General features: G+C 46.0%; 23 protein-coding genes and 1 pseudogene. 21 read left to right on the top strand and 3 right to left on the bottom strand.

Annotation, left to right across the window (positions count from 1 at the left end; translation table 11 throughout):
- Nucleotides 1–80: 80 nt before the first annotated feature.
- Nucleotides 81–740 carry an isochorismatase family protein gene (locus tag AC0VYA_RS13850; RefSeq protein ID WP_011575503.1) on the bottom strand — a complete coding sequence of 220 codons (660 nt, stop codon included), beginning with the start codon at nt 738–740 and terminating at the stop codon, nt 81–83.
- Between the two features lie 369 nt (nt 741–1109).
- On the opposite strand from AC0VYA_RS13850, the gene AC0VYA_RS13845 reads away from it, so the two are divergent.
- The 5 genes from AC0VYA_RS13845 to AC0VYA_RS13825 all read left to right on the top strand — a co-directional run bounded on the left by AC0VYA_RS13845 (nt 1110) and on the right by AC0VYA_RS13825 (nt 6541).
- A complete protein-coding gene (locus tag AC0VYA_RS13845; RefSeq protein WP_475488659.1) occupies nt 1110–1838 on the top strand; it encodes a hypothetical protein in 729 nt (242 codons plus the stop codon).
- Complete coding sequence (locus AC0VYA_RS13840; RefSeq protein ID WP_475488658.1) at nt 1838–3106, top strand: class I SAM-dependent methyltransferase; 1269 nt, start codon at nt 1838–1840, stop codon at nt 3104–3106. The genes AC0VYA_RS13845 and AC0VYA_RS13840 overlap by 1 nt, the downstream gene beginning before the upstream one ends.
- Nucleotides 3103–3480: a hypothetical protein gene (locus AC0VYA_RS13835; protein WP_475488657.1), complete on the top strand. Its 378-nt coding sequence runs from the start codon at nt 3103–3105 to the stop codon at nt 3478–3480. Before AC0VYA_RS13840 ends, AC0VYA_RS13835 begins: the two co-directional genes overlap by 4 nt.
- 527 nt (nt 3481–4007) lie before the next feature.
- Nucleotides 4008–5894, top strand: coding sequence for a TonB-dependent receptor plug domain-containing protein (locus tag AC0VYA_RS13830; protein ID WP_475488656.1), 1887 nt, complete (start codon nt 4008–4010; stop codon nt 5892–5894).
- A gap of 164 nt (nt 5895–6058) precedes the next feature.
- Nucleotides 6059–6541, top strand: a complete 483-nt coding sequence (locus AC0VYA_RS13825) for a DUF6314 family protein (protein WP_475491073.1) — start codon at nt 6059–6061, stop codon at nt 6539–6541.
- A 59-nt stretch (nt 6542–6600) separates the two neighbouring features.
- Here the strand turns inward: AC0VYA_RS13825 and AC0VYA_RS13820 are convergent, their stop codons facing one another.
- Nucleotides 6601–7461 (bottom strand): EamA family transporter, encoded by an 861-nt coding sequence (locus tag AC0VYA_RS13820; protein WP_475488655.1) that lies wholly within the window; start codon nt 7459–7461, stop codon nt 6601–6603.
- Between the two features lie 327 nt (nt 7462–7788).
- On the opposite strand from AC0VYA_RS13820, the gene AC0VYA_RS13815 reads away from it, so the two are divergent.
- Entirely contained in the window at nt 7789–9063 is a 1275-nt protein-coding gene (locus AC0VYA_RS13815) for a sugar phosphate isomerase/epimerase family protein (RefSeq protein WP_475488654.1), read from the top strand.
- A gap of 109 nt (nt 9064–9172) precedes the next feature.
- Here the strand turns inward: AC0VYA_RS13815 and lpxL are convergent, their stop codons facing one another.
- Entirely contained in the window at nt 9173–10072 is a 900-nt protein-coding gene (gene lpxL, locus AC0VYA_RS13810; protein WP_475488653.1) for an LpxL/LpxP family Kdo(2)-lipid IV(A) lauroyl/palmitoleoyl acyltransferase, read from the bottom strand.
- Nucleotides 10073–10315: 243 nt separating this feature from the next.
- On the opposite strand from lpxL, the gene AC0VYA_RS13805 reads away from it, so the two are divergent.
- The 15 genes and pseudogenes from AC0VYA_RS13805 to AC0VYA_RS13735 all read left to right on the top strand — a co-directional run bounded on the left by AC0VYA_RS13805 (nt 10316) and on the right by AC0VYA_RS13735 (nt 24841).
- Nucleotides 10316–10768: a hypothetical protein gene (locus tag AC0VYA_RS13805; protein ID WP_475488652.1), complete on the top strand. Its 453-nt coding sequence runs from the start codon at nt 10316–10318 to the stop codon at nt 10766–10768.
- A gap of 187 nt (nt 10769–10955) precedes the next feature.
- Entirely contained in the window at nt 10956–11438 is a 483-nt protein-coding gene (locus AC0VYA_RS13800) for a CPBP family glutamic-type intramembrane protease (RefSeq protein WP_475488651.1), read from the top strand.
- A gap of 147 nt (nt 11439–11585) precedes the next feature.
- Nucleotides 11586–11738, top strand: a pseudogene (locus AC0VYA_RS13795) (Txe/YoeB family addiction module toxin); the annotation flags it as partial.
- Nucleotides 11739–12023: 285 nt separating this feature from the next.
- Nucleotides 12024–12332: an REDY-like protein HapK gene (locus tag AC0VYA_RS13790; RefSeq protein WP_475488650.1), complete on the top strand. Its 309-nt coding sequence runs from the start codon at nt 12024–12026 to the stop codon at nt 12330–12332.
- 8 nt (nt 12333–12340) lie between these two features.
- Nucleotides 12341–13183 carry an SDR family NAD(P)-dependent oxidoreductase gene (locus AC0VYA_RS13785; RefSeq protein ID WP_475488649.1) on the top strand — a complete coding sequence of 281 codons (843 nt, stop codon included), beginning with the start codon at nt 12341–12343 and terminating at the stop codon, nt 13181–13183.
- 75 nt (nt 13184–13258) lie between these two features.
- The gene (locus AC0VYA_RS13780) at nt 13259–14155 is read left to right on the top strand and encodes a polysaccharide deacetylase family protein (protein ID WP_475488648.1); all 897 of its coding nucleotides are present in this window, start codon (nt 13259–13261) and stop codon (nt 14153–14155) included.
- Nucleotides 14152–14979, top strand: a complete 828-nt coding sequence (locus tag AC0VYA_RS13775) for an HpcH/HpaI aldolase/citrate lyase family protein (protein WP_475488647.1) — start codon at nt 14152–14154, stop codon at nt 14977–14979. Before AC0VYA_RS13780 ends, AC0VYA_RS13775 begins: the two co-directional genes overlap by 4 nt.
- 19 nt (nt 14980–14998) lie before the next feature.
- Nucleotides 14999–15517, top strand: coding sequence for a MaoC family dehydratase (locus AC0VYA_RS13770; protein ID WP_475488646.1), 519 nt, complete (start codon nt 14999–15001; stop codon nt 15515–15517).
- 16 nt (nt 15518–15533) lie between these two features.
- The gene (locus AC0VYA_RS13765) at nt 15534–16709 is read left to right on the top strand and encodes an acyl-CoA dehydrogenase family protein (RefSeq protein WP_011575487.1); all 1176 of its coding nucleotides are present in this window, start codon (nt 15534–15536) and stop codon (nt 16707–16709) included.
- Nucleotides 16710–16807: 98 nt separating this feature from the next.
- On the top strand, nt 16808–17998 hold the full coding sequence (locus tag AC0VYA_RS13760) for a CaiB/BaiF CoA transferase family protein (protein ID WP_475488645.1): 1191 nt from the start codon (nt 16808–16810) through the stop codon (nt 17996–17998).
- A gap of 50 nt (nt 17999–18048) precedes the next feature.
- Entirely contained in the window at nt 18049–19209 is a 1161-nt protein-coding gene (locus tag AC0VYA_RS13755) for a CaiB/BaiF CoA transferase family protein (RefSeq protein WP_475488644.1), read from the top strand.
- A gap of 15 nt (nt 19210–19224) precedes the next feature.
- Nucleotides 19225–20304 carry a chromophore lyase CpcT/CpeT gene (locus AC0VYA_RS13750; protein ID WP_475488643.1) on the top strand — a complete coding sequence of 360 codons (1080 nt, stop codon included), beginning with the start codon at nt 19225–19227 and terminating at the stop codon, nt 20302–20304.
- A 303-nt stretch (nt 20305–20607) separates the two neighbouring features.
- Nucleotides 20608–22896, top strand: a complete 2289-nt coding sequence (locus tag AC0VYA_RS13745; RefSeq protein ID WP_473474773.1) for a TonB-dependent receptor domain-containing protein — start codon at nt 20608–20610, stop codon at nt 22894–22896.
- Nucleotides 22897–23023: 127 nt separating this feature from the next.
- Nucleotides 23024–24433, top strand: coding sequence for a flavin monoamine oxidase family protein (locus AC0VYA_RS13740; protein ID WP_475488642.1), 1410 nt, complete (start codon nt 23024–23026; stop codon nt 24431–24433).
- A 57-nt stretch (nt 24434–24490) separates the two neighbouring features.
- On the top strand, nt 24491–24841 hold the full coding sequence (locus AC0VYA_RS13735; protein ID WP_011575481.1) for an MliC family protein: 351 nt from the start codon (nt 24491–24493) through the stop codon (nt 24839–24841).
- Nucleotides 24842–25008 lie beyond the last annotated feature (167 nt).

The following is a 25008-nucleotide window of genomic DNA, read 5'->3' as shown; positions in this document are numbered from 1 at the left end:
ACCCAAGTTGTTTTGCTCTGAAGCTTACTCGGTGACGAAAAAGAGCGTTATCGAGAGGCTCGGCTTATCCAATATTCAGGTTACTTAGCAAGCCACTGATTCACTTCGTCTAAGGTGAGTACGTCGGCGTATTTAAGAGACAAGTCCGTTAAATTCGCGTAGTGGTAACTCTCATGTTTATCCGCCACGCACTCCTCTGGCACTATGGTGCGATAGCCACGAGATAAAGAGTCAACGGCTGTGGCGCGAATGCATCCTGAGGTAGAGCCGCCGGTTAAAATGACCGTGTCCACTTGGTGCCATACCAGCAATGACTGCAACTGAGTTTCAAAAAAGGCTGAGGGCATTTTTTTGAGATAAACCACATCTTTGACGTAATCGATTTCGAGGCGATCATCAAATTCACTGCGCCGTGAATCAAACTTGATGTTTTGCAGTGAATCTGGAGTGTCCGTGCGAGTGCCCCAAATACCGGCATCTTCGGCGCTATCCATGTAAGCGACATGGGTCCATACCACTGGCCACCCTTTAGCGCGAAAGGTTTTTGACATCTCATTGATGTATTCCATTTGCCGTGGGTCGGTCTCGTAAGCGGTGGCAAATTCATCTGTGCAGGTATAGGCCTTTTGCGGATCGATGTTGACCAGTACCGCTTTATTACCAAAGCCAAAACGTTTACGCGCGGGGTTATTTTTTACGTCGTTATAAATCTCTTTTGCGGTCTTAGTGGTCGTTTGCATCGGGTTACCTTCAGATCTTTGATAATTGTCATAGGTTTTATGGCTGATATTGACAACAATTTAACCTTGAATTGCGTTAATTTTTGGTGCACTTTCTTCCAAATGTGCTATTGATATAACAATTGTATTTATAACTCAATTTTGGCACTCCATGCAAATATAATTGCTAGCCAAATTGACATCGACCAATTCACTCAGTTGATTTAAGTGATACTAAATACGCAGCAGGCTTAGTCACGTACTCTTTGAAGAGTAAGTTTGGAGTGTATTTCTACGAAGCATTCTACACAGTACTCTACAAAGCATTCTACAAAGCATTCTACAAAGTACTCTACAAGGTACCTTACACAGATAAAGGCAGGACCCTACATGAAGCACAGAACAATTCGCGGGACGATCCAATACACCAGCAGAAAACCAGAAAAATTTGGCCAAGAAAGAGGACGTGAGTTTTTTAGCATCACCACTCAATCAGATGGTGTACAAGTCATGCATGCTCACTGCGAAATAGACGATGAGCCAAATGTAGTGCGCGATGTGGTGCAATCTATGCGTCAGGACTGCAGCCCAATAGACTGTAGCGTGCGTTTGTCCGTGGGGGATAAATATGAAGGCAGCGGCTGGCTCCGTTTTACTGATACCTATGCTGAATGTGAGACCCATAACCAGCGAGATGGGCGCATCACCCAGCGAATTGAGCTTGAGCAAGGCGTCAAATGGTTACAATCGCATCCTATCGTCGGGGACGGTATCTTGATGAAGCTTTATGATTTATCGCAAGGGCCAGGAAAAACCTTTTTCCCCGATATTATGCTGACCTCACCTGATCATCGCGGCGCGACAGGGCCTTTACTGTTCAAAATGAATGGCCTAGGTATTCGCTATGTAGGTGAAGAAAACATTGTGGTGCAAGCAGGGAAATTCATCGCTCGGCATTTTCAAGTGGTCGATACCGCAGGCAACTTACCTGAAGAGCACCCGCCGTATGACTTGTGGGTGAGTGCTGACGATGACTATTTGTTGCTTAAAGCGGGCGTTGAAGGATACATGCAGACCCACTATGAATTAACTGACTATCAAATCATTGGAGGCGAATAATGAGCGACAGCAATGCGTTACCTTCGTGGGACGTGCTCACCAAGCACGATGTGTTTCCGGTTGCGAGTCACGATGAAGTGGCTCGATTGAATTTTCTGACTCACCTTAACGTGCATTTAAGCAGCCAAATATTGCCCGGCGTTAAAACCGCTTATGAAGAGCAGGTAAAGCCTGCCATTATAGCGCAAACAGGCAAAGAGCCAACGTCACGTCATGACGTGCGCAAACATATGTTGAACAACGGCTACTTTCAAATGTGGAGTGCGCTACGGCGTAATACCATGGAAATGCGCCACCAAGCCGCACGCTCTCAAGTACTTGGGCAGATTGAAGGCATAGTGGCAAAGGTGGATAAAGCCTGTGAAAACGATGGCAACATCCAGCTAGATAACAGCGTGAATATTCCGCCGAATGTGGGCTCTGTGGATATACATTGCCAGCCAGGGTGTTATTACCAAGAATATTTTGAGAACGATGTCACTGTAGCGGCAAGTTACGATTTAGGCCTGTTTGTGACCACAGCCGGTTTATTAGGCGCGTTAAGTGACGGTGGCGGGCAGGGCATCGCCAACTGGCTTAAAACCCAGCACCCAGATTTTGCCCCCAAGCATATTTTAGATATTGGCTGTACAGTAGGTCACAACGCGTTGCCATTGGCAGAACATTTCCCGGATGCACAAGTGATTGCAGTTGATGTGGCGCGTCCAAGTTTACGTTACGCCCATGCTCGCGCCAAATCGCTAGGGTTAAACAATATTCAATTTGTGCAAGCCAATGCTGAAGATCTCAGCCAATACGATGACGGCTCATTCGATTTAATTACCACCTCGATGTTTTTACATGAACTATCACATCAGTCTTTACCTAAAATCCTCAAGAGCATCAACCGCTTGCTAGCGGATGGCGGTTTGAACTTGCACCTTGAACAGCCCCAGTACACCGGCATGGATGTTTATCAGCAATTTATTCGCGACTGGGATACGTACTTTAATAACGAACCGTATTGGGGGCCGATGCACGAGCTTGATTTGCCGAAAGTTTTCGCCGAATGTGGCTTCGATCCTAACGATTTATTTGATGTTGGGGTGGTATCCAAAGTAGATGAAAAGATATTCGGTAAGCCAAAAACAGACGGTGAAGATTATGGCCGCTCACCCGTGTGGAACGCCCTTGGGTTATGGAAAGGACAGCATGTAAAAAATAACGCGAAAAAAGACGGTAATAAAGACGCAAAAGTCGTCGAAAAGACAAGTGAGAATGCAGCATGAGTGAGATTAAAAAACATCTGTCACAAAGCGAAAAAACGAATTTAGCGGGCAGTAAAGCCAAAGGTCAGCGTCCTTACTTCTTAGTCAATAAGCAAACTGAGCAAGCTTTGTCAGTGGCCATGACACTGGCCATGGAGCTGTCAGTCACTAAAGAGCGCTTATCGTCTCTTGAATGTATGTTGGTGGACAAAGGCGTGATTGAAAAAGGCGAACTCGACCAGTATCAGCCAAGCAAAGAAGAAGTAGCGAAACGCAGTCTTGAAACCCAAGCTTATTTAGCGCGCGTACTGCGTATTATGCAGCAGGACAAAGAAGAGTTAGAGCGTGATGATCCTGATATGCAAACCGTGCAAGACGAGCTCACCAAGTGGTGAGCGAGCTTGCCATTTGTGATGATATACAAGTCGATAAACAGATACACAAGCGCTGCCTCAAGCACTTAGCAGGTTTGTGAATGTAAAAATGTAATATTGCGCACAGGCTGAAGCCCATGCCTGTGAGCAATCACCTCTGTTAGCGTATTCTTATACTATTCCTGCATAGCGACGCCTTAATCAAAGACCGCTGGGCGCATTCTGAGGGGGCACTTATTAATGCGCATTGGTATTATTACGTCTCACCTTCCTAGGCAGTGCCCAATCATATACAATCCTCGCCCGTTAAATATCGGGTTAACAAACATGCTTTACGAATAAAAACGAGAAAAATGCTAAACAGTGCCTAGGTTGCTTGATTTAAAACTAGCGAATGGCTGAGCATGAAATCGTTGAGCAAGTAAAGGTATTGTAAAAGCACGCCATGATATAGGTATGCGAATTACGCTCTAAGAAACACAAACACAAACACAAACACAAACACAAATAACGATATGCAAAAAAAGCATGCAAAACAAGGACACACAATGCGCCGCGCTGCAATGAAAATGGCCGTAACGATAACCGCAACTATGGCGACTACCTTCTCAATATCTGCCTACAGTGCCACCTCTATTGAGAGAGGCGTTGAAAAGGTCGCTGAAAAAGACGTCGAAAAAATGACTATCGAAGGCGCAGCTACAGCGAATGAATCACCGGTAGGCACCTTTAACTCACCCATCTCTAATTTAGAATATGACCCTAGAGTCGACCTTCAATCCAGAAACATGGCTGAAGCGCAGGCAGATGTGACAATCCGCGGCGGTATCTTCGAAAATACCGGCTTTAGCGTGGGCAGTGCCACCCTTATCGACCCGCAAACTGGCCATTATGTGGCTGAAATTCCTATTGCTCCAGAAATGCTAACGGCACCGGCTATTTTAACCGGTGTCGATAATTCACTTTACGGCGCAAATAGTTCGGTGGGCTCAGTGGCCTATAAATGGCGACCTATTCATACATCAGGCAGTGTTTCATTAGGGGCCGGTAACAATAACTTTAATATGCAAAGGGTACACAACGCCGTTTCTTGGTCGTTGGATGATTCATCACAATACAAAGCAGGCGTTGAAGGTGAGTATTCGCGCTCCCAAAGCGATGGCACCATAGACAATGGTGATCACCGTTTCGAACGGGCATCTGGGCGGGTGCAGCTCATAAGCGACACCTCGCAAACGGATTTGTTCTTCGGCTATCAACAAAAGTTTTTTGGTTGGCCTAACCTGTATACCCCTTTTAATGTGAACGAAACAGAAGACTTAGAAACCCGTTTGTTGATGTTTAATCACCAGCAGCAATATGCACAACAAAGCACCTTTGAAGTGTCAGCTTATTACCGACAACAAAACGATCACTATGTTTTTTCTAGGGAAAACCCAGAGGCTTTTCAAGCGTTTCACGAAACCAAGGTAAAGTCAGTGGCAGTATCGGGTCGGCATATGACGGATTCAAAACTGGCGCTGAACTATGCAGCGCAGTTCACAGCGGATGAGATTGAATCGACAACCCTTGAGAACAACTTCACCTCGCGGGATTACTACAAGTTCAGTGTGGTGCCCGAATATGCAGTTGCCTTGCAAGACAACGAACAATTAACGTTTCGTGTTGGGGCGGCATTTGATGACACCAATCGCGATGATTCGCGGGTATCCGTGATAAGCGATATCGTTTGGCTTAAAACAAACGTAGATAAGTCTACACGGACGGTGAACTTTTCATATTCTGAAGCCACACAAGTCGCAGGGTATACCGCCATTGGTGGAAGTACCTCCAGCGGATTGTTTAGAAGCAATGACACACTTGAGCGTGAAACCAGTAAAAACCTAGAGTTGGGCGTGTCGTTAGATGAAGCCTCGTGGCGCGTAGATTCTGCTGTGTTCTACCGCTGGGACAACGAACTCACTGATTGGACTTACCGCTTTGACTCTACATCCGCACGGGTGGCAAACCCAGTTGATATCGAAACCATAGGGGTTGAACTGATGGCAATTGCACGTTTAGAAAGCGCAGATGTCGTGATGAGCTATACCTATCTTGATAAATCTGAAGACTATCGAGATGAAAATATAGACGCAAGTTTCTACGCGCTAAACTATCCTCCCCATCGATTCACCTTGGGTGTGATTTGGTATCCCGCTGAAGCGCTTGAGCTCAAAGTAGATAATGAATGGCGAAAACAAGAAGACAACCTGTTGAGAAATGGCGGCGATAGCGCTTTTTTCACCCATATCTCGTTGACCTATTCACCGCCACAGATAGACGGCTTCAATGTGGTGGTGGCGGTTGATAACTTGTGGGATGAATCTTTTGAAGAGATCCCCGGCACGCCAGGGCGCTCTGATCAATTATCTGTTACAGCAAGCTACTTTTGGTAACGAGATTGCGTTACGTTCGTCGCGTGTTGATTGGCTCAGTGAATGTGGGAGTATGGTTTGGATGAGTTCTGATTTTATAAGACCCGCTTTTATAAGAACCGTTTTTACAAGTACCGCTTTTATAAGTACTGCTTTGATAACGATTAAATTGATGAGCAATGATTTTGGTCACTAAAAACAACGCCGTCGATCAAGACACTCAAGCACCTCAAACAGCGGTGACGTCACTCAGTGACTCGCCTTCTTACCTTGCGTACTTTGTAGGAGCATGGCAGCTAAACAGGCAGATCCTGCAAAGTAGTGGTGAGGCTTTTGTGTTTGAAGGGCAGGCTGACTTTAGTTGGGTTGGGTCTGATTTGCATTACCACGAAACTGGGGTGGTCACAGCGCCAGATGGCCGTGCACTTCAAGCCGAACGCGCCTACGTATGGCAACAGCAAGCAGACGGCAAAATTGAGGTGTTATTTGATGATAAACGATATTTTCATACCTTCAGCGCCGCCGAACCCTATGCCAAGCACCTGTGCGGTGATGATCTTTATGTAGTGAGTTATGCGTTTGAGCATGGACCGCGCTGGGAGTCTACGTGGCAGGTAAAAGGCCCACGAAAAGACTACAAAATGACAAGCCTTTATCAGCGGGCATAACCTGCTTTGTGCTCAATTAAAAACACATTTTTTAGGCTAACAAATACTTACGAGCTAGCTTACCCAGCGGTTGTATCAATGCGCTTTTGCGATAACCAAAGTGCAATAGCAATAATCAAACCGCCAAGTGCAAGGCGGCTAAAGTCGGTGTCTTTTTGCCACAGCAGTAGATTTACAACGAGACCTGCGGGGATCAATGCATTATTCATTATGGCTAAGGTGCCCGCTGAAACCTTAAGCGCCCCTTGATTCCAAAAGTAATACCCCATTCCTGAAGCCATCACGCCCAACCACAACAGCACGCCCCATTGGCTTAGCGTTTGAGGTAACTGATTTGTGTTACCGAACATGAAAAAGGCAGGTAAGGCGACAGCCAATGCCCCAAGATAGAACCAGGCGAATATAGTGTGATTAGCCACATCTGGTTGGAAGGTGGTGGCCAGTTTTCGATAGCCCACCTGACCAAGCGCAAAGCAAAGGTTAGCTCCTTGTACAATAAAAAAGCCCATCCAGAAGTGCTCGCTAATGCCCTCAAAACGAATGACGGCTGCGCCAAAGGTGGCGATTAGCGCACACAATAAATGAAAAGGGGTGAACCGCTTGAATAGGGCATCATTGAGCATAGTCACGTAAAGCGGGGTGAAAATAGTAAACAGCAGGACTTCTGGTACCGATAAATAAAGAAACGAATGGTAGAAAAAGATGTACATCATACCCAGTTGCAACGCGCCTAAAAAGGCCAAAGCAAGTTTCTGCCTGGTGCTCAGCAGAGAAAGCTTTAGAAAGGGTAAGAACACCAAGGACGCCAGTAACACCCGGGTAAGAACAGAAAAGTAGCTATCCACTGAACCTGCTAAATACTCACCGATGAGTGAAAACGAAAATGCCCATAAAACGGTGACGGCGACTAAATAAAACACGGGTAACTCTTTTTCAAAATTGAATGCGCGCTAAAGTATTGCATCCAGCCGGTTTAATCAAGATGGTTGTTCGAGTAGCGCTTTAGGCTAACATAGGTGAGCCATTCTAGGCTTGTGCTGTTAACGACAAACATGCATGTAAATTGAAAAATCATAATACTCACAATAGCCTTATCCCAGTTAAGATGAATTTTAGATGGATGAAATACGGTTAAAGCGCCTTGCTAGTGAAGCGACGCCGCTCAGCGTGGTGGTTTAAAAAGCAGATATGTAGATACACCAAAGCCGGTGGGATGAATTCAGAACAATAAATATCAGGCAATAAATATGAGAGTGACCGCAACGCTTGTAATGATCGCCCTTTTTGTTTCTCAGTTGAATGCGCAAGAATTACTTGGCTCGCAAGTCGCTCGTTTACATCAATATGTTGGCCATTGGGTGAGTAGCGAGCATGCAACGACTGACAAGGTCGCTGCTTTGCCCGCCATTAAAATGACCAATACTGCAGTTATGGGTGGGCGATCCGTTCAAGTCCAAGTGCTGCAATACCAACAAGGGCAATATCAAACATTGCTGACGGAGCTTATTGGCCACGACGCGAAGACAGACCACATTATCGCCTTAGGGCAAAACCAAAACGGGGTTATTTTTAAAGGAGAAGGGCGCTTCTCGACGGATAGTCATTGGAAAATGCGCGATCGCGATATGCACGGAGACTTCTATTTAGCCGTCGAATTTGACTTTCAAAGTCCAACCAATGTGTTGCTAAAAGGGTTTGATAAATCGGGTAAAAACACTTGGAAAACGCGGTATATTAAAGCTAATCCACAGGATAAAAATATCGGTATTCAATTGGTTTCTGTGCACCAAGATATGCTGCACGATCCCGTTGGAACACTACGAGAGCTGGGCAGAATGGGCTATCGATTTGTTGAAACATTTGTGTATGGCCAAGGTACGTTTTACGGCATGTCGCCGGTAAAATTTCGCCAAGTGGTGCAAGATAGTGGTATGCAGTTTTTAGGGTCGATGACTTTTTATGACTTACCTGCTTCTGATGACTGGCAGGCGGCCATGGATTGGTGGTCAAAGACGATACATGATCACGCACAAGCGGGTGTGAAATACTTAACTACCTCCAATAATCAACTGGGTTCAATACAAAACTTAGCGCAACTACAGCGTTATACAGAGTATTACAATGCCATTGGAAAGTTATGCCAAGAACAGGGTATAACCTTTGCGTTTCACAATCATGCTGATGAATTTAAGACTGTCGAAGACGTGCTTATCTATGATTACTTTTTACAAAACACTGAGCCAGACTATGTTTCGTTTCAAGCCGACATCTATTGGATGCATGTTGCAGGAGTATCAGCAGAAGCGTATTTCACAAAATACCCGAAGCGATTTTTAAGTTGGCATATCAAAGACTACAAAGAACTGGGCGCAAGCGGGAAAATCGATTGGGCGGCCTTATTCAACCACACTGAATTTGACCCGCCACAGTACATGGTCGCGGAGGTCGAAGACTATTCTTATCCGCCTTTGTACAGTGTGCAATTGGCGTGGGAATACCTGAACTACACACTGCTAAACTAGCGTTTTTGAACTGGGTCTAAAGCGCGAAACTTTCTGACGTTACATAAAAACACCTGCACAAGCGAAGGGCTGGTGAGCATCGCTACCTCCGCGTGTAAAAATCAAGCGACTAGTAAACTGAAGGCACCCCTGGTGGGCGCGTTTTAAAGCGGCGATGTACCCACATGTATTGATCAGGTTGCTCACGGATCGCGCTTTCAATCATTTGGTTGATAATGGTGGCGTCTTGCACATCATCACCACTTGGAAATGCAGCCTCTGGAATAGCAAAGGTGATTTTATATTGATTGGTTTTAAGGTCACGTTTATGGGCGACGAAGACCGGTTTGGCCTTGCCTAAGCGCATTAATTTACTGGCTGAAGTGACCGTCGTGGCAGGTATACCAAAAAACGGCGCGAATACAGAGTTCTTGATGCCGTGATCTTGATCCGGTGAGAACCACACTACGCGACCTTCGCGCAGTGAGCGAATGATGGCGCGCATATCAGAGCGTTCAAATACGTTTTTAAAGACACGTTTTCTGCCTTCGGTGATCACGTATTCAAAAACTGGATCATTATTTTTACGATAGATAACGTCCATATCCGCCACTAAGTTGACCATCATTCCCGCTAAATCTAAATGGGTATAATGACCGCCTATCAGCAATACGCCTTGATTGTTGGTCGTCGCAGCTTGTAATACCTCTAAGCCTTGTACGCTAAAACGTTTACGTAATGACTCAGGTTTAGCCCACCAAGCCCATGCAATTTCAAAAAAGCCAATGCCATTGGCCACAAAAATATCTTTGACCAGTTGTTCTTGTTCCGCTTCAGATTTTTCAGGAAAACACAGTGCAATATTAGTGGTGGTGATATGACGACGATGTTTGAAAAATCGATAGCCAATTTTGCCAAATGCAGTGCCAGCTAACATTTTTACTTTAAAGGGAAGTAAGGCAATGATCCTAAGAATAAGTACTGCAAACCAGCTCGCCCAGTGTCTTGGATGTAGAAGAGATTTTGACATGAATTAATACGCCATCCGAAAAAATTTAAATTACAGTGCACAATCTAGGGAATATAACAAAAATGCGTTTTTATAGGCACACATAGCAATGATTATTTTTCTTCTTGTGCTGAATTAGCATGCCAAATCTAAACATCAAGTAAAATCGCACGAAAAAACACCCTTATCGCGCCGCTGGAATACCCCTTGCTATGTCATAAATATAAGCGTGGAAAATCACCTTAAGCTATTAGGGGAGTCACAATGCAAGTTCAATCAAATTCAGTGTTAGCGGCACTTAGCGAGAATACACGTCTTAGTACCTCGGGCAATGAATTGCCAAGTAGCGGCAATAAAGCGGCGCAACTCGCCCCAGCACTTCACACTACAAGCGAGCAAGACTCTGGTGACGAGTATGATTTCACCAACATGTCACGCCGAGAATATAATCAATTGGTAAAAGCGGGGGTCGTTCCGCTTGGCTACGTTGTACTGCCCGCGGATGGTATTGATCTCACATCGAACACGAAGGCGCAGATGCAAGCCGTGCAGGATGAAAAAATAAACTTCATCGATTATTACCAAAATAGAATTTCCTATCGAGAAAGCACCGGCCAATCGACGGAAAATTTCCGTGATGTGCTGGCTGACTTACAAAAATTGCAGGGTAAGGCCATGAACCCCGCGTTCAGCAAAAGTGTGAATACTTACGCTTAGTTGTTATCAGGTGATCCCCTCGATTTTGCAATACTCGATAAGTTATCAAACTATATATGGAAAATATTTTACTTGTAGATTTTAATAGGAACGAGCAAGTCGCACTAAATATTGGTGACAATAAAAATTAAATCGAGAAGTTACATATGGGATTCTTGATAAAGCGTGTTTTGGTTACAAGGACGTTATGCACAAATATAGATATTTTTTCTTAAAAGAGTTACCTCTTTACAGTCTAATTGTTTTTGTCTCAGCTAAAGTCATTAAAGCTGCCTACATACTATTGCACAATTTATTAGAGCATGAGCAATGGCCGTTTCTCTTGATTCTTAGAAGCCAAGACGTCGCTGGAAACACCGACAGACTTAATTCACTTCTTGTTCTAGCCCCATTATTCGAAACATTATTTTTCTGCGTAATAGTTTATCGAATTTGCGCCAAAGTAAAAATATCGGACTGTTACTATATAATTGTAAGTGCTTCATTATTTTCATGTTTTCATTTATTAAGAGATGGTTCGGGTTGGTATACTCTTGCGTATACCTTTGTTGGGGGGTTAGTGTTTGCATATTTTTATAACAAACAAAAAGCAAAATATAATGAGAGTGTGGCTTATATTTTTACCAGCCTAGTCCATTTTTTGGCCAATTTTTTAATCTTATGCGTATAAATACCCTGTAAATTTGACCATGACAAGCATGCGCCAAATGACTAAAACACTAGGTCACCGTTTAGTTATTTAGCCAATTGATGTTAGCTCAATATCTAGGTTTTAGGGGAAGTGGCGAAGATAGTAAAAAGAGATTTCAGTGCGACTAAGCGGGATGCGTTTGATGGGATTGGTAAACCCGAGCCTTTGAAGGAAAGCTTATCCGGTTTTTGGTCAAGAAGAATTGATGAGACTAACCGTCTAGTCTATGCCGTTACTGACTCGCACTTAACAATAATCTCTTGTCGTCACCACTATTGAGTCGTTAGCTTGTTAACCTGCGGGGATGATTTATTCATTATCCGCAAATCTGTAAAGTCCGCTTCTCGCCAATAGCTCCCTGTCAAAGTAAGTAGAAATCTTGTCTAGCATGAGTACGCTGTCTATCTGCTCATTTCCTGCCTTTTTATAATTCATCCATACGCTTCGTAATCAATCGCCAATTGCCTTTTGTCAATTTCTTAAAAGCTAATTTCAGCAATGATTGACTTGTCCTGTGGTGCCCTCTAAATTTGTCCGTACAAATTATTTTAGTCGAGGCAGCCAATGACCACCATAGTCGTATTATTCAATCTACAAGCCGGCGTTGATGAAAGTGTTTATCGTCAATGGGCCACAAAAACGGATATTCCTACCGCAGGCGGTCTTGCATCGGTCGATTCATTTGAAGTGCTAAAGGCTGAAGGTGTGTTGATGAGTGAGGCAACGCCGCCTTATCAATATATCGAAATTCTCAAAATCAATGACATGGACCAATTCGGCCAAGATGTCGCCACTCAGACTATGCAAAAAGTCGCCGCGGAATTTCAGCAATTCGCTGATAACCCTACTTTTATCATGACCTCAAAACTGTAGGTAACGCTATGTCTCAATACCCTGAATTACAAGGCAAAGTCGCCGTCATTACCGGCGCGGGTCGCCAAGCTGGACTAGGTGAAGCCATGGCAAAACGCCTAGCGTCAGAGGGCTGCAAAGTGGTGATCACTGACATCGGTAAATCTGTTAGTGAACACACCCCTGACAGTGCTATCGGTCACAGCGATGAAATGAACCAAATCGTTGCAGATATAAAGCAAGCGGGCGGCGAGGCCAGCGCGTTTGTGTGCAATGTACTGGATGAAAAAGACGTGCAAGCGGCAGTGAACTTCGCAGTAGATACCTACGGCTCTGTCGATATTTGGGTAAACAATGCCGGTATCGGTTACTTGATGAAATCCATTTTAGACATGCAAGTGGATGAATGGGACGCCGTACTTGGCGTTAATCTGCGTGGCACCTTCCTTGGTATTAAATACGCTGCTGAACAAATGGTGAAGCAGGGCAAGGGCGGCAAAATTATTAATATTGGCTCTCAGGCGTCTAAATCGGCATTCGGCCATGCTTCCGCTTACACCACCTCAAAACATGGCATGAACGGCTTAACTCGCGTAGCGGCCATTGAACTTGGCAGCCACAACATAAACGTCAATGAAATTTGCCCAAATCACGTGACTACGGGCTTGGGCGCGTGGCAGAACGCGCATTTCTCAGAGGTGACTGGCAAAGGCCACGAACAGTATATGCAAGACATGCGAGACCGCATTCCTCTGGGCCGACCAGGCTTGCAAGAAGACACCGCCAAAGCATGCGCATTTTTATGTTCAGATCAAGCCAGTTACATCACGGGTGAGTGCATGAACGTGTCCGGCGGCGAAGAGTATCACTAGCGATAAACGTGCATAGAAAGACGATGTACGTCCATAAACGCGCTGAAAAAAGTAAAAAAATAAGAGAGCAATTTGATGTCAGATTTTAAATGGCCAAAAGATAAACGCCTTGCCATGTCTATCGTGGTGAATGTTGAAGAAGGCTCTGAGTACAGTGTCAAAGAGGGCGATAAAGGCATGGAGCCGGTGGACGAATTACAAGTTCACCTCAAAAAGCCCATGCGCAACTACGGTAACGAATCGAATTATCAATACGGGATCAATGAGGGCGCGCCGCGCATCATCAAACTGCTCGATAAATACCAGATGCCTGCCACGTGGACAGCCGCAGCCTTAAGCCTAGAGCGAGCGCCGCAAATCGCAGAGGCAATTCGTCGTCGAAATGATGAAACTTGCTCACACGGTTATCGATGGGTGTTTCAGTTTCGCATGGACGAAAACGAAGAGCGTCAGTTTATAAAAGATGCGGTCACCAGCATTGAAAAAACCACTGGTAAGCGCCCTCTAGGTTGGTTGTCGCGTTACTTGCTCACCGAAAATACCCGCCGTTTGCTACAAGAAGAAGGCTTCTTGTATCACATGGATGATTACAGCGCCGACGCGCCATTTTGGGATGCAGTGCAAGGTACAAATGAACCCATGGTGATAGTGCCGTACGCCCTAGATTCAAATGATATGAAGATGTGGGTTGCGCCGTCGCTCACCCCAGATGCGTGGCTGAAATACGCCATTGATACCTTTGATGTACTGTACGAAGAAGGCGCAGAACAGCCAAGAATGATGAGCTTAGGGTTGCATTTGCGCATCATAGGTCGCCCTGGGCGCATTGGCGCACTTGACGCATTTTTGAAGTACGTGAGCGAGAAACCTGGGGTGTGGTTTACCACTCGTCAGCAAATCGCTGAAACGTTTCAAGAGCAAGTGCCTGCAACGAGCTACGTCGCTAAAGAGCAGGACGGGCAAACATCATGAGCAGCATTTTACGCTCCTTGCTGTTTGTACCGGGCTCACGCCCAGAGCGCTTCGAAAAAGCATTAGGGGCAGGGGCTGATCTCGTTTGCATCGACTTAGAAGATGCCGTGCTCCCAGGTGATAAAGATTCCGCGCGGGACGCTGTTTTAGCCTGCGTGCAAAAAACGCCAACACTGTGTGTGCGCATTAACCCAGTGGGTAGTCAAACGGGTGAAAAAGATTTACAGGCCTTCGCGAATGCGCCAATAGCGCCTGATGTCGTCATGCTAGCCAAATGTGAATCAGCAGAAGACGTGCTGCATGCCCAGAACGTTATTGGCAAGGGCAACACACGGTTTATCCCCCTAATCGAAACCTTAGAAGGGCTTGAAAACGCCTATCAAATTGCCAGTGCGAGCAAGCAAGTGGAACACATCATGTTTGGCGGCGCCGATATGGCGGCAGAACTGCGCTGTGAATTTAGTTATCAACCCCTGCTTTTTGTGCGCAGCCAGCTGGTTTTCGCGGCGGCGAAGGCCAACGTTGGCCTGATTGATGTGCCCTATGTGGACATCAAAAATGAAGCTGCTCTAGTGGATGAAACCAACCAAGTCAAAGCGCTTGGCTTTAGCGGTAAAGCGGCGATTCATCCCTGTCAGATCCCGGCTATTCATCAAGCGTTTATGCCCAGTGCAGAACAAGTGGCTTACGCCCAACAAGTCATGGCCGCAGTCGATGGGCCAGACGCAGGCGTGGTCGTGGTAAACAATAAAATGGTCGACAGGCCAATTATTTTGGCCTGTCAACGAACGTTAGCGTTAGTCAAAAACGCATCTTCAAATTGATAACCGAGAGAGAAAACTAATGGTACAGAATGTAAAAAAAGTCGGCGACAACCGTTATCGCGAAACCTTCGGCAGATGTTTTGAAGAGTTCACAGTAGGTGACACCTATGAACATCGCCCTGGGCGCACTATTACCAAAACGGACAACACCTGGTTCACGTTATTAACTATGAATACTCACCCTATGCATTTTGATGACGAGTACGCCAAAGCCAGTGAATTTGGTAAATGCATTGTGTGCTCACCCTTCACCGTAGCCCTAATGGTGGGCATGAGCGTGACAGATGTCAGCCAAAAAGCCATTGCCAACTTAGGCTGGGAAGACATCAAAATGACGTCCCCCGTTTTTGAAGATGACACCTTATATGCAGAGTCAAAAGTACTGGACAAGCGCGAGTCTAAGTCGCGCCCAGGTGCTGGGATAGTGACCGTTGAAACACTTGGTTTCAACCAAGACGGCAAGCAGGTATGTAGTTTTGTGCGCAAGATGTTAATTGCGAAACAAGGTTACTCAGTAGAAGAAAAAGTTAACTATTAATCAATAGAGGTTTGCTATGTCTGAAGCATGGTCAAAAGAAGATGAGTCAGGGATCATAGACATGATCGATAAATGGGTTGAGAACGACGTTCGCCCAATCGCTAAAGAATATGATCAAGAAGACAAATACCCTCATGCACTGGCTGAGCAAATGAAAGAGCTAGGCTTGTTTGGTGCCACCATCGGCCAAGCGTATGGTGGGCTAGGTTTGCCTGCGTCGATATACGCCAAAATCGTGATGAAAGTGGCATCAGCCTGGATGGCTCCTAGCGGCATCTTTAATTCACATTTGATTCAAGCTTCAGCCATTGAGCGCTGCGGTACTCAGGCACAAAAAGAACGCTTCTTGCCATTGATGGCCACTGGTGAATTACGTGGCGGGGTGGCTTTGACTGAGCCAAATGCAGGCACGGATTTACAAGCCATACGCACAACTGCAGTGAAAGATGGTGATGATTACATCATTAATGGCGCAAAAACCTGGATCACCAATTCCCTCAACGGTAATTCACTTGCTGTACTGGTGAAAACAGACCTTGATGCGGTGCCAGCACATACCGGCACCAGTATGTTTATCGTTGAAACGAAAGATGAAAACGGCGAATTCAAAGCCGGCATCACCGTATCAAAAATGAAAAAGCTCGGTTATCGCTCCATCGATACCTGTGAAGTCGTATTTGAAAACGTGCGTGTCCCGGCAGCTAATTTAGTCGGTGAAAAAGAAGGTTCAGGCTTTAAACACGCCATTGGTGGCCTTGAACTTGGGCGTATTAACGTAGCCGCACGTGGTGCGGGCATTGCCAGAGGCGCCACTGAGTTAGCGGTGCGCTACGCACAAGAGCGTGAAACCTTCGGTAAAGCTATCTGCCAACATCAGGCAATCCAGCTCAAGTTGGGCGAAATGGCTACCCAGGTGGAAGCCGCGCGTTTGTTGATTGAACAAGCCGCCGCCAAATACGATGCTAATGAGCGATGTGATATGGAAGCGGGCATGGCGAAATACTTTGGCTCTGAAGCAGGGGTATTTTGTGCCAACGAAGCTATGCGTATTTTTGGCGGGTACAGCTACTCAGTGGAATACGATATCGAGCGTTACTATCGAGATGCCATGTTGATGTGTATCGGCGAGGGCACCAATGAAATGCAGCGCATTATTATTGCCAAACAAATCATCGATAAAAACAAAATCTAACGCCAACAGCCACGCTTAGTCAATGCACTTACTAAGTGTGGTTTCATACCTAAGAACAGTCAAAATACCGCGGGTAAAGCGCAAAAAAGGACACAGCCATGACACAACTTCCCCTTGATGGTGTACGAATTATAGCCGTTGAACAATACGGCGCAGGCCCTTACGGCTCTATGTATTTAGCAGACTTGGGGGCAGAGGTGATCAAAATTGAAAACCCTGCCATTGGAGGGGATGTTTCTCGTCAAACCGGGCCGTTTTTTCTAGGAGAAAACGACAGCTATTTTTACCAAACTTTTAATGTAAACAAGAAAAGCCTGACCCTGAATTTGAAATCAGAAGAAGGGCAAAAAGTGTTCGAAAAACTGGTCAAAACCGCCGATGCCGTGACCAACAATTTACGTGGCGATCAGCCGCAAAAACTCGGTATTACCTACGAGCAGTTAAAGCACATTAACCCGAAAATAGTTTGCGGGCATTTATCTGCCTATGGCCGAGACAACGACCGCGCCAGTTGGCCGGGGTATGACTATTTAATGCAAGCCGAAGCGGGTTTGATGTCCCTCACTGGCGAGCCAGATCAGGCGCCAACACGCTTTGGGGTGTCCATGGTGGACTTCATGACAGGTGCTGTTGCTTCATTAGGTTTAACCGCCGCTATGTTAGGGGCTCACCGCACGGGTCAGGGGCGAGACGTGGATGTATCCCTGTTCGATGTAGCCCTTCATCAACTATCTTACCCAGCCACGTGGTACTTAAACGAAAGTCATGTGGTGCAGCGCGTTGCGCGCTCGGCGCACCCAGCCACAGTGCCGTGTCAGCTGTATAAAACCCAAGACAGTTTCGTATTTCTGATGGCCATGACGGATAAGTTTTGGGATGTGTTGGTTGATATCCTCGATGATGAAGTTCTTAAAGAATCACGTTTTGCCCAAGTGGCAGGGCGGCGTGAAAATCGCGATGAGCTGACCACTGAAATCGATCGCGTCTTGGCTGCTCATCCCACTGCACATTGGTTGGATGTGCTAAAAGGGCGTATTCCTTGTGCGCCGGTTTACGATGTACCAGAAGCGTTGAATAACCAGTACATTCGAGACATTGGCATGGTGCAAAGGGTGCCTCATCCCCAGAATGAAAAAATGGAAATACTGGCTAATCCGATCAAGCTCGATGGTCAGCGACTAAGCGGAAACGCCGCCGTGCCTATGGGCACAGATACCCAAGATTTGCTAAATGAGTTGGGCTACAACCAAGCTGAAATTGCTGAGCTTAGCGCTAATAAAGCCGTATAAAGCGACATGGTAAAACGTGCTTTCAATCGATTATTTATAAGAGGTGTTAGGTGAAATTAGACGGCTATCGAGTACTCGACCTATCTTTGTTTCTACCCGGACCGCACTTCACCATGATGATGGCGGATCACGGGGCAGAAGTTATTAGCCTAGAGCCGCCCACAGGTGAGCCAGTGCGTGAAATTGGCTTGAAGCAAAACGACCAGTCTGTGTGGTTCAGAAATGTGTTTCGCGGCAAGAAAAGCATCAACTTGAATTTAAAAAGTGATGCAGGAAAACAGGCGCTTTATAAGCTTTGCGAAACCGTTGATGTCGTGGTGGAAGCATTTCGCCCCGGCGTGGTCGAGCGCCTAGGTATTGATTTTGAAACGATTAAAAAAATTAACCCCAAGATCGTCTATTGTTCAATTTCGGCTTATGGCCAGACGGGGCCCAAACGTTTGAACCCCGCCCATGATTTGAGTATTCAAGCGGACTCAGGCGCTTTGCAAATCAATCAAGGACAAGATGGAAAACCAGCGCAACCGGCTATGCCAGTGGCCGATATGGCGGGCAGCTTAATGGCCTTTTCTGGGGTGTTGATGGCGTTGTTACGCTGTCAACAAACTGGGCAAGGGGATTACCTTGATATTTCTATGCAAGACTCGCTAGTGGCATGGTACGCCAACGTAATGGGCCCACCTTTTGCCGAAAACCGCTCCCCCGAGCCTAAAGATGAGCGTAGTTGGGGCGGGGCAGCCATGTATAACATTTATCAAACCCGCGACGGCGAGCACCTAACGCTTGGTGGCAGTGAAGTTAAATTTGCCAAAAATTTACTGACGGCACTGGGCAGAGAAGATTTAATTCCACTTTGCTCTGAACCTCCTGGTGAGGCACAACGGCCAGTCAAAACCTTCTTTCACGCTACTTTTGCGACTAAAACGCTGAGCCAATGGAGCGAATTCTTGGCTGACATAGATGTGTGCTGGTCACCTGTGCGCAGCTTGAATGACGCCATTCGTGATGCACATTTAGCACAGCGCGATATGTTGTTAACTGATGAGCAAGGTAACGTGCATTTAGGGGTGCCGGTTAAGTTTAAACAAGAGCCAGCACAGCCCAGTTTTACTTTACCGGCGTTTAGCCAAGACACTGAAAATTTGCTTATTGAGCTGGGTTACAGTGATACAGATATTGCCACCATGCGCAGCAAAAATGCGTTTATTTAACCAATAGGGAAAGTTATGAAACAAATCATTGCCGCATTATGTGTGGCCGCAAGTTTAGCCAGTTGCGCCAGCGAAAAGAGCGCCAGCCAAGAAGGCGCTAGCCAAAACAGCGCTAGCCAAAAGAGCGCTTCAATGGCGTCAGCTCAGATACAAGCTAAAGACACTCTTCAAGAAGCATTATTCCACCAGTGGTTTGCCGCTGAATTTGATAATCACGAACAGCACTGGCAAGACAATATATCTAAAGAAAAGGAGCCTGGTTTACAGGTTCACGAGCATATTCATCATGTATTCGCGCCGCTTGCAACACCGGCACTTGAGGGCACCACGTACTTTGTAAAACAGTACATGGATGGCGACCCAAGCAAGGTGTATCGACAGCGCTTGTACCAATTTATTCGCAATGAAGAAAAGGGCGCACTGCAACTGAATATTTATCGGTTCAAAGACGAAGCCAAATATGCCGATGCCCATTTGCACCCTGAGGTATACCAAACATTGAGTACTGACGAGATAACGACCTATCCAGGGTGCGAAGTGTACTGGCGATATAACGGCCAGTATTTTGATGGCACCATGGGCCAGGATACCTGCAATATCGTATCTAAACGCAGTGGCAAAAAGATATTTTTTAACGATACATTGCGGCTAACCGATAACGAAATTTGGATAGCCGACAAAGCCGCCGATGAAGATGGTAACTATGTGTTTGGCAACAAAGCGGGTATTCCTCATAAAAACCGAAAGGTGGTCTATTTTACTGGTTGGGGCGGCACGCGCATTGGCGGTAAAGATGCACCTGAGGATGCCAAGTGGGTGTTTAACCGCGATTTACTGCTGCACAACGAAGGGCAAATAGTGCCTCTGCAAGACGCTAAAACGGGTGAAAAGTCAGGTTACTCGATTCAACTGGCGTTACTGACCTATCAGAATACCTTTGATCCTATTTTCAAACTGGGTCTGATTGATGATGCCACAGGTAAAACCATCACCTATATTTGGAGCGACCGCACTAATCCCACCACTGGCATGAATTTGCGCTGGATGCAGGCAGGCTTAAAAATCAAGGAAACACGGCCTCATTTTAGCTTCTGATATGCAATTCAAGACACAGAGCAATTAAGGCGGGTGATTAACTAACCCGCCTTTTTTATGTTTATTAGCAACGACTTACCCAACCTTCTTATCTTCAGTCAAACGCATGCGTCACCATTTTTGATCAGGGGATGACATTGACATTTATCAACTCATTCTCTTTGATAAATGTCAATCGTGGAAATTTTGGGCGAATTTGTCCGTGCAAATTTGGCTAAAGTGATATTCGTCAGCTCGTTACATTCGTGTTTCCGGGAATGCACACAAAACCGAACTATTACAATAAAGTCAGAGGGACCATCCATGAACATGCATTACAGTCGCAGCAAATTAGCGCAAATGATTACGTTAGCCCTAGTGGCACCATTTGTCGCCGCGCCACTCGGGGCCTTCGCCCAAGAGGTCGCGCCAGATACTGAAACCGAATTTAATAAAGAGGCGATTGAGTTAATTGAGGTAACTTCTCGTTATCGTAAAGAAACGCTTAACAAAATTCCTATTTCTGTAACGACTTTCAATGCGGATGACATTGAAAAAGGTGGCCTGCAAAACATTAATGATATTGCCGTTAGTGCAGTGGGTATGTCCATGGAGAAAACCTTTGGTCGTCAATCTGATATTCCGGTGATACGTGGCGTATCGTGGATCCCAGGGTTCGGTTCACAAAAAGCCTCCTATTTTATTGATGGCGTATATTTTGGTGGTTCGATTCAAAGCTTGCCTCTAGATTTGATTGAGCGGGTAGAGATTGTTAAAGGGCCGCAAAGTGCTCAATATGGTCGCCGTACCTTTTCTGGTGCTATCAACTTCATTACTCGCAAGCCAGCGGATGAATTATCAGGCTATGTTAATTTAACCTTGGGCCAAAACGGTAACCAAAAACTTGCCGCAGGGGTTTCGAGTAAGCTTAATGATATGTTCGCTTTTAGAGCATCTGTTTCCGCAGACAGTTACGACGGTGATTGGAACAACACCAAAGAAGATGGCCCCGATGTAGGCGGCGAGAAAACCAAATCTGGCATGCTAGGTTTGTACTTTACCCCGAGTACAAATACCGATATCTCCCTTAACTATATTTACAACGAAAACGACGATGAAACCCAGCCGTTTGGCTTTCAAGGGGCTGAAGAGAACAACTGCTTCTTAGACACGCGCCCTTACTACTGCGGCGAAGCGTTAACGGACCAGCCTATCAGCATTGGTGGCGGTGGATTTTTAGATAATGACGACTATGGCCTGCGTAATACCAGCGAGCACATCAGCTTCAAATTAAACCATCACTTTGACTTTGGAACAGTCTCTTTGATCAGCGGTTGGAATTCCTATGATGGTGAAACAGGCTTGGATCAGACCTACAACGGCGATGAACAATCCTTTAGTTTTGGCTTTTTCAGTGGTGGGCCTTATTTCACGTCGGCAGACTCCTGGTATACCCTTGATTCCTCTGGCTCAGATGAATACAGTCATGAAATTCGTTTCAGTTCCAGTGCATTTGACGACAGGCTATATTGGTCAGTCGGTGCATACATATGGCACTCAGAAGCAGAGCCCTCAGCGGTAGACAACTTCGCTGAAGAGCTAGACAACACTGCGTTTATGGCGATGGGAACGTATGAGTTTACCGATGATTTCCGTTTATCAGCTGAAATACGTCGCTCAAGCGATGAAGTCACGACCGAAGCGTATGACACCCTCATTCAAAATGAACAATTCGCCGATGTCAGCAATGAGTTTGACAGCACGACCACGCGCTTCATCGCCGAGTACGATGTCAATGACGACACTTTAGTCTATTTAACGCGCTCTGAAGGTAACAGCCCTGGAGGCTTTAACACCAGCACTTTGTTACCTGATGACTTAGTGGTTATTGATGAAGAAGACATGGTGATGTACGAGCTAGGGGTTAAGTCCACCATGTTTGATGGCAGCTTATACGTTTCTGCTGCGGCGTACACTATGGATTGGACTAAGCAGCAACTGACGGATAGCTATGATGAGGTTGAGGGTCCACCCGTTTCTTATACCTCTAATGCAGGCTCTACTGAAATCAAAGGGATTGAAATTCAAGGTAAATGGGTTATCAACGAGCACTTCAACTTGGACTTTGGCCTGTCACGTACGGATGCACAGTTTGAAGAGCTGTTTGACTCTAATCAATGTCGCTTCTTCGCCCCTGGCGGTGCTTCTAGTTTCTGTGTAGGTGACAACCTGCGCGAGTTTGGTGACTTAAAAGGCAATACACCGCCACAAGTACCGAAAAACGAAGCCACGTTAGCACTAAATTATTCGACCCAAATTAATGATGGTATGGAGTTGTTCAGCCGTTTGGACTTTGCTTACGACTCAACGCGTTATGCCCATGTACATAACCTGATTGAAACTGGCTCGCGTAAGCTTTTACACCTCAAAACAGGTGTTCAGCTAGAGAATATACGTTTAACAGCCTGGGTGAACAACGTAACGGATGATGACACGCCTACTTATGTATTTAGATATGTTGATGTACAGAGCTTTGCTTATGGCGCTCGCGCGTTTCCTGTTGCACCAAGTCGAGGTCGTGAATTTGGTATCACGGCTTCATACAAGTTCTAGTTTGATGCTCAAATACAGAGCGTGATGCGCTAATGTTTCACGTCGTTATCAACTTATAAAAAAGCGAGTTATCTCGCTTTTTTATTGGCTAAAACCAATTTGGTGTTAATAGCAATTGAGGTACCTTATGCAACGCAGGCACGTTATCAAGGGCTTAGCCGCTAGTTCATTATTAATTGGGGCTGGTGCAATAGCTGCGCCGCTTTGGGCCACAAGTGACAGTCATGCTGATGTCATTGTTATTGGCGCAGGGTTGGCTGGGCTTACCGGTGCGCGTTATTTAAAAGAGCAAGGTTATAATGTGCTGGTTTTAGAAGCGCGCGCGCGAGTTGGCGGGCGCATACTTACTGTTAATACCCATGGTATAAACGCGGAAGCAGGAGGGCTTCAAATTGGTCAAGGGTACGGCATGATGCGCACGTATGCCCAGCAGCTAGGTTTACCGTTGGTGTCTTTGGGGAATTATGCCAAACAAAATACCTTTGTGATAAATGGCCAGCGCATTAGCGCAGCTGAATGGCCTACCCATCCGCAAAATAAGCTCCTCGGCGATGACAAAAAAACCTTACCTTCAAGCTTGTATTATAAAGCGTTGGGGCAGGGGCCAAAGTACGCGTTGCCCTCTGACTGGACGTTAGGGAAATACGCGCCATTAGACATTTCACTTGAGGAGTATTTTCAACAGCAAAACATATCAGTAGAAGCGCTACGCCTGATAAAGGCGAATGTAAATGCCTCGAGCCTGCAACAATTATCTGCCGCCGATGCCTTTTATCGTTTGAGCTTAGCGCGAGTAGGCGCAAGAGGCGCGCAGAAAGTCCAAGGGGGCAATAGCCGCTTCACTCAAGCACTGGCTGATAGCGTGGGAGATGTTGTTCGTACTGATAAGGTGGTAAGCCATATCATAGAAGGCACAGACACAGTCAAGGTGCGTTGTGAAGATGGCAGCGAATATTCAGCTAAACGCTGTATCATCACCAGCCCATTTTCTGCGTTAAAGGAGGTGGCCCTTCACTGCGATATAAGCACCCACAAACGTCGTGCTATAAATGAAGCCGTTTATACGCCTGTAACACAAGTGCATTTCGCTGTTAACAAGCAGGCGGATGTGTCCATGCTAGAAGCGACTAATTTATGGACGGACAACACCTTGGGGCGCGTATTTAGTCAAGTCGATGAGAGTGGTTCTTTAACCTACTTAACAAGCTGGATAAATGGCCCACAAGCAAAGGCCTTGGATAAGCTACCAGCGATTGATGCCATTAATGTTGTTAAAGGGGCACTCAACACCTTTTACCCTGGGCTTAAAGGGAAAATCGAGGTGGTGCACCATCAGTCTTGGGCAAACGAGCGCTTCTCAAGGGGAGCTTATATCCAGTTCGCCCCTGGGCAAGTGCAAACACTTGTTCCTCATATGGCAAGCATTGAGGATAAGTTGCATTTCGCCGGTGAGCACACTGAGTTTATGTACTCTGGTATGGAGTCTGCGATAGTATCGGGTTTGCGAGCGGCACAAGAAGTCAGCGAACGACTTTAAATGTTCTTTATCGTGAAACGGTGCCGATGCTCTATCGACTATTTAGGGAGAACCAGTATGCAAGCTAAAATGAAAACGGTGCTACTCATGCCATTATTAATACTTGGCTTACAAGCATGTAGCCCAGAAGCTAATCTAGAAGATAAAAAACGTGTAGAGGCTGAAGAGGCCGAGCAATATACCCGGGTGATATTTGAATGTGATGGAAACGCTCCTGTGACGGTGCGTTTTTACAACGACAGTGATCGAGCCGTTATGACGCGTAACAACGACGAGATAGAGTTGACTCAGGAACCAAGCGCATCAGGTTTTTCGTATACGAATGGGCCTAACAGTATTCGGGGTAAAGGTGACGATTTAACCGTGCACATCGGTCGTATGGCAGCGATTAACTGCCGGGCGATGTAAAGGGTCGGGCGATGTAAAGGGTCGGGGGATGTGAAGAGCCGGGCGATGTAAAAAGCTCGCTGTTATCACGTTGCAAGTGTGAAGCGGGGGGAGCCAAATACGTTACTAAACGTGTATGAAACTATAAAACACTGGCACAGAGCCAGAGCGTAATACATACTTGAACA

It is taken from the genome of Paraglaciecola sp. QJM3NY_14, from assembly GCF_056173245.1.
Note: the sequence above shows the minus strand (reverse complement) of the source record. Positions and strands in the feature narration are given on the sequence as shown.